This window comes from Streptomyces sp. P5F9, assembly GCF_057961495.1.
In genome coordinates, this window is the sequence record NZ_JBXVPZ010000316.1 from 1 (window position 1) to 11,506 (window position 11,506).

Annotated in this window: 11 protein-coding genes and 1 pseudogene; 8 read left to right on the forward strand and 4 right to left on the reverse strand. The window is 70.0% G+C overall.

The window, feature by feature from the left end; translation table 11 throughout:
- Nucleotides 1–178: 178 nt before the first annotated feature.
- A complete protein-coding gene (locus tag AC31A1_RS35760; RefSeq protein ID WP_489657310.1) occupies nt 179–610 on the reverse strand; it encodes a hypothetical protein in 432 nt (143 codons plus the stop codon).
- Between the two features lie 261 nt (nt 611–871).
- On the opposite strand from AC31A1_RS35760, the gene AC31A1_RS35765 reads away from it, so the two are divergent.
- Complete coding sequence (locus AC31A1_RS35765) at nt 872–1,402, forward strand: PadR family transcriptional regulator (RefSeq protein ID WP_489657311.1); 531 nt, start codon at nt 872–874, stop codon at nt 1,400–1,402.
- A 231-nt stretch (nt 1,403–1,633) separates the two neighbouring features.
- Here AC31A1_RS35765 and AC31A1_RS35770 read toward each other — a convergent pair.
- Nucleotides 1,634–2,176, reverse strand: a pseudogene (locus tag AC31A1_RS35770) (DUF1152 domain-containing protein); the annotation flags it as partial.
- Nucleotides 2,177–2,225: 49 nt separating this feature from the next.
- Here AC31A1_RS35770 and AC31A1_RS35775 point away from each other — a divergent pair.
- Nucleotides 2,226–3,146, forward strand: a complete 921-nt coding sequence (locus AC31A1_RS35775) for a sigma-70 family RNA polymerase sigma factor (protein ID WP_489657312.1) — start codon at nt 2,226–2,228, stop codon at nt 3,144–3,146.
- Between the two features lie 74 nt (nt 3,147–3,220).
- A complete protein-coding gene (locus AC31A1_RS35780; RefSeq protein ID WP_489657313.1) occupies nt 3,221–3,778 on the forward strand; it encodes a dihydrofolate reductase family protein in 558 nt (185 codons plus the stop codon).
- 88 nt (nt 3,779–3,866) lie between these two features.
- Here AC31A1_RS35780 and AC31A1_RS35785 read toward each other — a convergent pair whose 3' ends face one another.
- Both AC31A1_RS35785 and AC31A1_RS35790 read right to left on the reverse strand, forming a co-directional pair.
- The gene (locus AC31A1_RS35785; RefSeq protein WP_489657314.1) at nt 3,867–5,231 is read right to left on the reverse strand and encodes an FAD-dependent oxidoreductase; all 1,365 of its coding nucleotides are present in this window, start codon (nt 5,229–5,231) and stop codon (nt 3,867–3,869) included.
- A gap of 160 nt (nt 5,232–5,391) precedes the next feature.
- A complete protein-coding gene (locus AC31A1_RS35790; protein WP_489657315.1) occupies nt 5,392–6,150 on the reverse strand; it encodes an SDR family oxidoreductase in 759 nt (252 codons plus the stop codon).
- A gap of 230 nt (nt 6,151–6,380) precedes the next feature.
- Between AC31A1_RS35790 and glnT the strand changes: the two genes are divergently transcribed.
- The 5 genes from glnT to AC31A1_RS35815 all read left to right on the forward strand — a co-directional run.
- Nucleotides 6,381–7,763 carry a type III glutamate--ammonia ligase gene (gene glnT / locus AC31A1_RS35795; protein ID WP_489657316.1) on the forward strand — a complete coding sequence of 461 codons (1,383 nt, stop codon included), beginning with the start codon at nt 6,381–6,383 and terminating at the stop codon, nt 7,761–7,763.
- 70 nt (nt 7,764–7,833) lie between these two features.
- Nucleotides 7,834–8,709, forward strand: a complete 876-nt coding sequence (locus AC31A1_RS35800; protein WP_489657317.1) for a class II glutamine amidotransferase domain-containing protein — start codon at nt 7,834–7,836, stop codon at nt 8,707–8,709.
- Nucleotides 8,697–9,389, forward strand: coding sequence for a glutamate synthase (locus tag AC31A1_RS35805; RefSeq protein ID WP_489657318.1), 693 nt, complete (start codon nt 8,697–8,699; stop codon nt 9,387–9,389). Before AC31A1_RS35800 ends, AC31A1_RS35805 begins: the two co-directional genes overlap by 13 nt.
- Nucleotides 9,390–9,405: 16 nt before the next feature.
- Nucleotides 9,406–10,734, forward strand: coding sequence for an FMN-binding glutamate synthase family protein (locus AC31A1_RS35810; RefSeq protein ID WP_489657319.1), 1,329 nt, complete (start codon nt 9,406–9,408; stop codon nt 10,732–10,734).
- Nucleotides 10,735–10,757: 23 nt separating this feature from the next.
- The coding region (locus AC31A1_RS35815) for an FAD-dependent oxidoreductase (RefSeq protein WP_489657320.1) at nt 10,758–11,506 on the forward strand (749 nt) is incomplete at its 3' end.

The following is an 11,506-nucleotide window of genomic DNA, read 5'->3' on the forward strand; positions in this document are numbered from 1 at the left end:
TCGTATGCCCGATTTCTTCGGGATATCGCGTGAGCTTATGCGCGGGGTGTGATCGGTCCACTCCGGGCGGGCGGGTTTCACGCGTGCCTCTGACGTGGACCTGTCGGCAGAATGGTGGGGCGGACGGGACCCGCCCACCATCCGCTCGGGGTGGGTCCCTTCCGTGTGCCACCGGATCTCACCGGCCCCGACGCCTGTCCGCGGCGCCCGGCCGGGACGGGACGCCCGGTTCGGGCGGGGGCGCGCTGAACCCGGCCGGTACCGAACGGGCGCTCGTCGGAGCCGGCGCCTGCAGGGGTACGACCGTCTCCTCGCGCGGCGGCCGGGTACGCGGCAGCGGCTTGCCGACGACGCGGGTGTGCGTCATCAGCGAGGCGCAGGCCGCGCAGACCTCGGCCAGGGTCCACACCTGGCCGACCGCGGGATCGTGGCGCAGCACGAGCAGCACCGAGCCCGAGCAGTCGACCCGGGTCCCCTCGTGCGCAGCGCACCGCTGACGACGGCAGCCGCAGGCCGCGTCGGGGCGTACGGTCGCCGCTCTGACGTGGGCCGCCGCATGGGCTTCGGCGAAGCGGCGCAGGGCCGCGATGTCGCGCGACCGGGCGGGCATGCCGCACCCGGAGGAGCAGCTGACCGAGGCGGTACGGTCGCGGTGACCTGTGATGCGAATAGTCCAGGTACGCCCGGGTCGACGGGCTGACGGGGCGTCAGGGTACGCGAGAGCCAAGACCACAGTTCCTTTGAGTGGATGTGTTCACGCGGAAGAGGCGCTGAGTTAAGGGCTAGCTGAGTTAAGAACTACCCGTCGTGGGGCAGTTCACATCATTTGCGGACCCCAAGTATTCGTTCGACACCGCGATACGGTCGACGCATGTCTGACGCGCGGCTGACCACCTCCTCCTACCTCGTCCTCGGCATCATCGACAGACTCGGCGAGGCGAGCCCGTACGACGTGAAGACGGAGGCCGCGCGTACGGTCGCGCCGTTCTGGTCGGTGCCGCACGCGCAGGTGTACGCCCAGTGCGACCGGCTGCTGGACGCGGGGCTGCTGTCCCAGGTACGGCAGGAGAGCGGCCGTAACCGCCGGGTGCTGACCCTCACCGGCCAGGGCCGGTCCGTCCTCCGGAGCTGGCTGGACGACCCGGAGTTCGTGCCGGTCGAGGCCAGGGAGCGCGGCATTCTGAAGCTGTGGTTCGGCGGCCGGCCCGACGTCCTCGCCCCGGTCCAGCTCGGCGAGCACGAGAAGACCCTGCGCGGCTACGAGGAACTCGCCGACGGCGTGGGCGAGTTACTGACCCCGGGACAGCGCGAGGCGGTGGAGTTCGGCATCCGGTACGAGCGGATGATGGTCGACTTCTGGCAGTGGGTGCGGCACCGCGACGAACGCGCGCAGGGCCGTTGACCCCGGCGGCGGCCGTCCCGATAGTTGACCCGCCCCGGCTTCTGGGCCGGCTTCGTCCCGAACTCGCCCTACCCTCCTGGCACTTCCCGGCACGGTGATCGCCGCCGCCGTAGTGCTGGCCTTCCGTGCATCGAGCGTGAACTGGTCGTCCGGGACCGGCCCTCGGCCTCGTCTGCATGGTGACCGGACTGTTTCTCGCGGGTGCGAGCGGGCGTCTGTTGCTCGGGTCGGTCAGTGGGGATAGGCGCGCGGTGGCCGCTGCCGGGGCAGTTCGTCGCGGAACTCCTCGATGAGCGAACTCACTTGGCGGATCAGCGCGGTCCGCTCCAACCGGTCGATGTAGAGGTTCCGGCGTGGACTCCTGCGCGTGGGTCACCGCATCGAGATACAGCTGCCCCTCGCGGCTCGCGCGCGGGAGCGAGAACGCGCCGAGACAGGCGCCCTCACGATCGAGTGCGGCCAGGTTCTCCAGCACCAGCGAGTGGTTGCCCCCGTGATACGCGTCCACACCGAACCCGAGGCACGCCACCATCCGCACCGGCACCTCGTCGAGCCCGTTCACCGCCGCGAGGCTGACCATGTCCTCCTCCGGGATGCCCAGCCCGTGTTCGTCACCCCGCATCAGGATGTCGGTTCCGCCGTCCACCAGCACGACGGCGTCGACACCGCCGAGATGGTTGACCAGCGTGCGGCGGCCACCTCCCGGTCCACCCACACGTCCTGGTCGAGGCCGTACAGATCGGCGAAGGACAGGTTCGCGAGGTGTACCTCCTTGGGGAGAACACCGGGGGACGTTAGCAGGCCCCTACGCCATGATGGGCGGGTGGACTTCGAACCGTACCGGGGCGAACTGGTGGCGTACTGCTATCGGATGCTGGGCTCTTTCCACGAGGCCGAGGACCTGGTGCAGGAGACGATGCTGCGCGCGTGGAAGGCCCGCGACCGGTACGACCCCGCACGCGCGTCCGTGCGCACCTGGCTCTACCGCATCGCCACCAACGTCTGCCTCACCGCGCTCGAAGGACGCGCCCGCCGCCCCCTGCCGTCCGGCCTCGGCGCACCGGGCGAGGACCCCGGGACACCGCTCACGCCCGCGACCGACATCCCCTGGCTGCAGCCCTTTCCCGACGCGCGCTACGACATGGAGGCCCGCGCCGACATGCGGCTCGCCCTCGTCGTCGCCCTGCAACGGCTGCCCGCGCGGCAGCGGGCCGTGCTCGTGCTGCGCGAGGTGCTGCAGTTCAGCGCGGCCGAGGTCGCCGACCAGCTCGACACCACCGTCCCGGCCGTCAACAGCACGCTCCAGCGGGCCCGCGCCACCCTCACGGACATCGGCGACGGCGACGCGATCGCCGAACCGGACGACCCCGGTGCACGCGAGGTCGTCGACCGCTACCTGCGGGCATTCGAAGCGGCTGATGTCCCCGCCCTCGTGCGGCTGTTGGCCGATGCCGTGGTCCTGGAGATGCCGCCGGTCCCGCTCTGGTTCCGCGGCACCGAGCACTACGGGGCGTTCATGCGCAGGGTCTTCGAACTCCGGGGAACGGACTGGGCGTTGAGGCGCCTGGTCGCCAACGGGCAACCGGCGCTTGCCGCGTACGCGTCGGGCCCCGACGCAGACCGATGGCTGCACAGCGTCCAGGTGTTCACGGTCACCGGCGGACGCATCACCCGCAATGTCGTGTTCACCGATCCGCTGGTGCTGGACACCTTCGACCTGACACGACGGATTTCCTCGAACTGACCCCGCTCGCGGCGATGAGTTCCGTCGGCGCCACCGGTACGTACCGGTGAGCACCGACCGAAAGGACACCCATCATGAGCGTCATCGTCATCCAGTTCACCACCCTGGACGGGATCGTCTCCGACCCCGACGGGTCCGACGGCACCCCGGACGGCGGCTGGATCTTCCGCTACGGCCGCGAGGCGATCGGCGGCGACAAGTTCCGGCTCGGCAGCACCCTCGACGGCGGGGTCATGCTGCTCGGCCGCAGGACCTGGGAGGCGTTCTCGCGGCTGTGGCCGGCCCGCGACGACGAGTTCTCCGCGCGTATGAACGCCGCGGCGAAGCTGGTCGCGTCCCGCACCCTCACCGATGTGTCGGCGTGGACGAATTCGAGCGTCCTTGACGGCGACCTCGTCGACACCGTGAAGCACGAGGAGCGGGACGTGATCGTCATCGGCAGCCTGCCCGTCGTCCGTACGCTGATGGCGGAGGACCTGGTCGACGAGTACCGGCTGATCACCTTCCCCACGGTCCTCGGCACCGGCGAACGGCTCTTCCCGGCGGGCGGTCCGCCCCTCCACCTGGAGTGCCAGGAGATCGAGAAGGCGGGCCACACCGTGTTCGCGCGGTACGGGAGGGCGGCGCGCTGACGTGCGCGAGGGGCCCGGCGGTACGGCCGCCGGGCCCCTCGGTCTCAGCTGTGCGGGAATGGGGCTTACGCGTATGCGGGGGTGAGGCTTACGCGCCGCTCGCCCTGAGCATGTCCTCACGTTCGACGATCTTCACGCGCTCGCGGCCCTGCGGCTCGCCCAACGCCTTCTCGGCGGCGTCGAGCCGGTACCAGCCGTCCCACGTGGTGAAGCGGACGTCGCGCTCGGCGAAGAACGCCTCCACGGCCTCCGGTTCGGGCGAAACAGGCGTGTGCAGACGGCCGTTGGCGTGGTCGTCGAGCAGGTTGGCCACCGTCTCGTTGGCGTCGCCCTTGGTGTGGCCGATCAGGCCGACCGGGCCGCGCCGGATCCAGCCGGTGACGTACGTCGACTGGAGGTGCTCGCCGGTCTCCTGGATGACCCGGCCGCCCTCGTCGGGGACGGTGCCGGAGTCGATGTCCCAGGGGAGCTTGGGGAGTTTGTCGGAGAGGTAGCCGACCGCGCGGTAGATCGCGGTGACGTCCCAGTCCTTGAACGCGCCGGTGCCCTTGACGTTGCCGGTGCCGTCCAGCGCCGTGCGCTCGGTGCGCAGGCCGACGACCTTGCCGTCCTCGCCGAGGATCTCGGACGGGGACTCGAAGAAGTGCAGGAACAGCTTGTGCGGGCGGTCGCCGACATCGCGGATCGCCCAGTTCTCCAGCGTCTTGGCAACCATGTCGGCCTGCTTGTTGCCGCGCCGCGTGGTGATCGAACCCTCGTCGTAGTCGATGTCCTCGGGGTCGACGATGACCTCGATGTTCGGCGAGTGGTCCAGCTCCCGCAGCTCCATCGGGGAGAACTTCGCCTGCGCCGGACCGCGGCGGCCGAAGACGTGGACCTCCAGCGCCTTGTTGGCCTTGAGGCCCTCGTGGACGTTCGGCGGGATCTCGGTCGGCAGCAGCTCGTCGCCGGTCTTGGCGAGGATACGGGCCACGTCGAGAGCCACGTTGCCGACACCGAGGACGGCGACCTTCTCGGCCTCCAGCGGCCAGGTGCGCGGGACGTCCGGGTGGCCGTCGTACCAGGAGACGAAGTCGGCCGCGCCGTAGGAACCGTCGAGCTCGATGCCCGGTATGGACATCTCGCGGTCGGCCGTCGCGCCGGTGGAGAAGACCACCGCGTCGTAGAAGCTGCGCAGGTCGTCCAGGCTGATGTCGGTCGGGTAGTCGATGTTGCCGAAGAGGCGGATCTGCGGCTTGTCGAGGACCTGGTGCAGGGCGTTGATGATGCCCTTGATGCGCGGGTGGTCGGGGGCGACGCCGTACCGGATCAGGCCGAAGGGCGCGGGCATCCGCTCGAAGAGGTCGATGGACACGCCGGGTTCGGCGGCCACCTCGGACTTGAGCAGGGCGTCGGCGGCGTAGATCCCGGCGGGGCCGGCTCCGACGATGGCTACCCGCAGGGGGCGCGGCATGATCAGGTTCCCTTCGAGCGAAAACAAGCGACTCGACGGGAAGCCTAAACTAAGGCATGCCTAAGTCGGTATGCGGGTCCGGTCTATGACCTCATAAGGCCGACTTATGGGGGGTACTCAAGGCTGACGTTTGGCCGGTATGTGGACCGTGCGGGAGTTTTCAGCCCGCCGGGCGGATGTGCACCACGTCCTGGACGACCTCGGGCGGCGTGCTGAGCAACTGGAACATGACCCGGGCGACGGTGGCCGAGGGGAGCGGTTTCATGGCTCCCACCCTGGTCAGATAGCCGTCCGCCTCCCACACCGGCGCGGCGCGCTGCCGGTCCTCGCCGGGGAAGTTCTCGATGAAGGCGCTGTCCGAGATCGAGCCCAGGATCACCAGGGCGACCCGGATTCCGTCGCCGCGCAGTTCCTTGTGCATCGCGGCGGTGAAGCCGTTCAGGCCGTGCTTGCTCGCCGCGTACATCGCCATCAGCGGCATGTGGTCCAGCGTGATCTCGGAGGAGATGTTGAGAATGTCACCACCTCCCGCCGCCCGCAGCAGCGGCACCGCAGAGCGGATCGTGTGGATCGGGCCCAGGAGGTTGGTGCCGATACAGCTGTGGATGTCCTCGTCGGCGGTGTCCTCGATGGCGCGGATGCGGGCGACGCCGGCGCTGTTCACCAGGATGTCCACCCGTCCGAACCGCTCCTCGATCTGAGCGAACGCCGCGCGGACGCTGTCGCCGCTGCTGACATCGGTCGGGATCGTCAGCACCGACCCCGCCATCTCCCGTGCGGCCGTCTCCAGTCGGTCGGCACGCCGGGCGAGCAGCACCACCTGCGCGCCGTTCTCGGCGAGCAGCGCCCCGACGGCCCGCCCCACGCCGGTCGAACCTCCGCTGATCACGGCGACCTTGCCCTGCGTCGTGCCTGCCATGACGGCCTCCCCGGCGAGACGTGCTGAGACGTGCTGAGACGTGGCGATCGGGTGAGAGGCTACCTCTCCGTTTTTGAGAACGCCATATCCGTGACAGGGAACCGGGATTGGGCCGCCGGGCGCCGGCAACAGGGTGCTTCCCTGCGGGAAATAGGGGTGTAATCGCGATGGCGTTTCCTGATGGGAAATAGCGATTCACATCAGGAAACCCCGGATGCTGGGAGCCTCCCATGGCGATGGACACCGCAGCCGCACCGCCCACGACCACTGACCCGGCACCGACGACCGGGCCCACTCCCGAATCCGACCTCGCCGCCCAAGTCCGCGCCGACGGCGTCGAGTTCGTCCTCGCCGTCTTCGTCGACCTCGCGGGCAAACCCTGCGCCAAACTCGTCCCCGTCGAGGCGGTCGAGGAACTCCAGTCCGACGGCGTCGGATTCGCGGGCTACGCGGCAGGCGCTCTGGGTCAGCGGCCCAGCGACCCGGACGTGATCGCACTGCCCGACGTCACCTCGTACACCCCGCTGCCCTTCGTACGCCCGGGACTCGCCCTCGTGCACTGCGACCCGCACGTCGAGGGCAAGCCCTGGCCGTACGCACCCCGCATCATCCTGCGCGCCGTACTGGCGCGAGCCGCCGAACTCGGGCTGTCCCTCGCGGTCGGCGCGGAGATCGAGTACTTCCTCGTCAACCGCGACGAACACGGCACGCTCTCCGTCGCCGACAGCCGCGACACCGCCGCCCAACCCTGTTACGACGCACGCGGGTTGACGCGGATGTACGACCACCTCACCGCCGTCTCCAAGGCGATGAACTCCCTCGGCTGGGGCAACTACGCCAACGACCACGAGGACGGAAACGGCCAGTTCGAGCAGAACTTCGCCTACGCCGACGCCCTCACCACCGCCGACCGGGTCATCACCATGCGGTACTTGGTGTCGGTACTGGCCGAACAGCGGGGCATGACAGCCACGTTCATGCCGAAGCCGTTCACCGACCGCACCGGCTCCGGGATGCACATGCACCTGTCGCTGTGGCGGGGGAGCGAACCCGCCTTCCCCGACGCCTCCGACACCCGGGGCCTCGGCCTGTCCCCGCTCGCCTACTCCTTCGTCGGCGGCATCCTCGACCACGCCCGCGCCCTCCAGGCGGTCATCGCGCCCACCGTCAACTCGTACAAGCGCACCGGCGCGGTCTCGACCCGCTCGGGCGCGACGTGGTCACCCCGCAAGGCCGGTTACGGCGGCAACGACCGCACCCACTTCGTCCGCGTCCCCGACGGCGACCGCATCGAACTGCGCGGCGGCGACGGCTCTGCCAACCCCTACCTCGCGGCGGCGGCGGCCCTGGCCGCCGGACTCGACGGCATCGAGCGCGCGCTCGACCCCGGCGAGCCGGGAGACGCGGCGGTCACCGCGGCCCGCCCCGAACTGCCGCCGACCCTGCTGCACGCCGTGGAGGCGCTGGCCGGCGACCCGGTGATCGGCGGGGCGCTCGACGCGGCGGGCCCGGGCGTGAGCGAGTACTTCGGCAAGGTCAAGCGCCAGGAGTTCTTCGACTGGCACGGCACGGTCGGCGCCTGGGAGCTGGACCGCTACCTCACCGCTTTCTGACCCGCCCGTTCCTACCCGTCCCTACCCATCCCTCTTCATCCTTCATCGCTCCTCATCGGAAGAGAGCCGCATGTGCGGAATCGTCGGGCTCCATCTGCGTGAGCCCTCCCTCGAACCCCGGCTGGGTGAACTGCTCACCGCCATGCTGGGCCAAGTCGTGGAACGCGGCCCGGACTCGGCGGGCGTGGCGGTCTACGGCGACCCGCGTCTGTCGCCGCCCGGGCGCGCCGTCGTCTCGCTGCTGGGAGTGACCCCGCAGGAGGCATCAACCGCCGTGCCGGACGCGGTGGTTGTCGCCGCCGACGCCACGACAGTGGTCCACGCGGACTCGTCGGTCTCCGAGTTGCTCGCCACCATCGCCACCGCGCTGCCGCAAGCCACCGTCATCGGCTCGGGGGAGGGCTTCGCCGTACTCAAGGGCACGGGGAATCCAGTGCAGTTGGCCGAGTCGTTCGGGCTCGCCGGAGTGACCGGTTATCAGGGCGTCGGTCACACCCGGATGGCCACGGAGTCGGCCGTCACCCCCGAAGGTGCGCACCCCTTCTCCGTCGGCCCCGGTCAATGCCTGGTCCACAACGGGTCGTTCGCCAACCACGCCACCATCCGACGTGAACTCCGGGCCCAGGGCGTGGAGTTCGACAGTGAGAACGACTCCGAGGTCGGCGCCCGCTTCGTCGCCCACCATCTCGCCCGTGGCGCCGACCTGGATAAGGCGCTGCGACTGCTGTGCGAGCGGTTCGACGGTTTCTATACGCTGCTGGTCTCCACCGCCGACTCCTTCGCGGTGGTCCGCGACGCCATCGCCTGCAAGCCCGCGCTGGTCGCCGAGACCGACGCCTGGGTGGCGATGGCCTCCGAGTACCGGGCCCTGGACGTCCTGCCGGGCATCGAGAACGCCCGCATCTTCGAACCCGAGCCGGAAGAGGTGTACGTATGGCAGCGCTGACCGGGGCGGAGGTCGCCGACCTCGCGGCCTCCACCGTCCGTGATCTCAACCAGGCGCTCCACGCTCCCCAACCGGCCCCGGCCTGGCGGGTGTTGAACCCCCGAGGCGCCCACAGCGTCGCCTGCGGTCTCAAGGACGACGTGACCGTCGACATCGAGGGCCACGTCGGCTACTACTGCGCCGGCATGAACCAGCACGCCACGGTCACCGTGCACGGCAACGCCGGAGTCGGTGTCGCCGAGAACATGATGTCCGGCACGGTCCGGGTGCGCGGCGACGCATCCCAGTCGGCCGGGGCCACCGCACACGGCGGGCTGTTGGCGATCGAGGGCAACGCGGCGGCCCGGTGCGGGATTTCGATGAAGGGCGTGGACATCGTCGTCGGCGGGAACGTCGGCCACATGAGCGCCTTCATGGGACAGGCGGGACGGCTGGTGGTCTGCGGCGACGCGGGTGATGCCCTCGGCGACTCCCTCTACGAGGCCCGCATCTACGTCAAGGGCACGGTCAAGTCCCTCGGCGCTGACTGCGTGGAGAAGGAGATGCGGGACGAACACCTCGCGGAACTGGCCGAGTTGCTGAAGGCGGCGGAGTTCGACGAGGACCCGGCCGACTTCCGCCGTTACGGCTCGGCCCGGCAGCTGTACCACTTCACGGTCGACAACTCGACGGCGTACTGAGGGAGTTGCACTTTACATGGACTTCGCATCCCGCGGCCTGCGCGAGTCGGCCACCTTCGACCGCGCCACCATCCACGCCATCCAACGGGCCGCCGCGACCGGCGTCTACGACATCCGCGGCTGGGGAGCCAAACGCCCCCTTCCGCACTTCGACGACCTGCTCTTCCTCGGCGCCAGCATGTCCCGCTACCCGCTGGAGGGTTACCGCGAACGCTGCGACACCGACGTCGTCCTCGGCGCGCGCAACGCCAAGTACCCGCTGCACCTGGACATCCCGGTCACCATCGCCGGCATGAGCTTCGGCGCCCTGTCCGCGAACGCCAAGGAGGCGCTCGGGCGCGGGGCGAGCGCGGCCGGCACCTCCACCACCACCGGCGACGGCGGCATGACACCGGAGGAACGCGGCCAGTCCAAGCACCTCGTCCACCAGTACCTGCCGTCCCGCTACGGCATGAACCCAGACGACCTCCGCAAGGCCGACGCCATCGAAGTGGTCCTCGGCCAGGGCGCCAAGCCCGGCGGCGGAGGCATGCTGCTCGGCCAGAAGATCACCGACCGGGTGGCCGGGATGCGCACCCTGCCGGTCGGCGTCGACCAGCGCAGCGCCTGCCGCCACCCCGACTGGACCGGTCCAGACGACCTCACCATCAAGATCGGCGAACTCCGCGAGATCACCGACTGGGAGAAGCCGATCTACGTCAAGGTCGGCGCCACACGCACCTATTACGACGTGAAGCTCGCCGTCCACGCGGGTGCCGACGTCGTGGTCGTCGACGGCATGCAGGGCGGCACCGCCGCCACCCAGGAGGTGTTCATCGAACACGTCGGCATCCCGACCCTCGCCGCGATTCCCCAGGCGGTACAGGCACTTCGGGAACTCGGTGTCCACCGCGAGGTCCAACTCATCGTCTCCGGCGGCATCCGCACCGGCGCCGACGTCGCCAAGGCCATCGCGCTCGGCGCGGACGCGGTCGCCATCGGCACTGCCGCCCTGATCGCCCTCGGCGACAACCACCCGCGCCACGACGCCGAGTACCGTCAACTCGGTTCGGCGGCAGGCTACTTCGACGACTTCCAGGACGGCCGCGACCCGGCAGGTATCTCCACGCAGGACGAGGAGCTCGCCGCCCGCCTCGACCCGGTCGAAGGCGGACGCCGACTCGCCAACTACCTCCGCGTCCTCACCATGGAGGCCCAGACCCTCGCCCGCGCCTGCGGCAAGGCCCACCTCCACCACCTGGAACCCGAGGACCTGGTCGCCCTCACCATCGAGTCCGCCGCCATGGCCCGCGTCCCCCTCGCCGGCACCGACTGGATCCCCGGCACCTCCGGAGCCACCCTGTGATTGCCGTCGTAGGAGCAGGCCTGATGGGCGCGGCCACGGCCTGGCAACTCGCCCGGCAAGGCTACGAGGTCACGCTCATCGAGGCGTACGACATCGGCCACAAGTCCGGCAGCTCCCACGGCAGTTCACGCATCTACCGCCGCGCCTACGCCGACCCCCTCTACGTCCGTCTGACCGGCGAGGCCCGCGAACTCTGGCAGGAACTGGAGCGCGACACAAGCTCCCAACTGCTGCGCCTCACCGGGGGATTGGACTTCGGCGCGGGCCGCGACCCGGAGGGCATCGCGGACATTCTGGCGGCAGCCGCCGTACCGCACGAACTGCTGACCGCGGCCGAAGCGACGGACCGCTGGCCGCAGTTCCGCTTCGGCGGTCCCGTGCTCCATCACCCGGACGCGGGCACGGTCGACGCCGACGCGACGGTGGCCGCCGCCGTGCGCAGGGCCGCCGACCTGGGCGCCCGTGTCCTCACCGGCGTCCGCGTCACCGGCGCGGAGATCCGCAACGACGGCTGCGTTGCCCTGAGTTCGGAAGGCCCCACTGTCGTCGCGGACACGGTCGTGATCGCGTCCGGCGCCTGGCTGCCCCAACTCGCCGCCCCACTGGGCATTCCCGAGCCCCTGCCGCCCCTCCGGGTGACCCAGCAGCAGGTATTCCACTTCCGCCGCGGCGACCCGTCGGCGAAATGGCCCGTCTTCGTCCACAAGGACGAACTGAACCTCTACGGCCTCCCCTCCGGCAGCGACGGCGGACCGCTCCCGGCGTTCAAGGT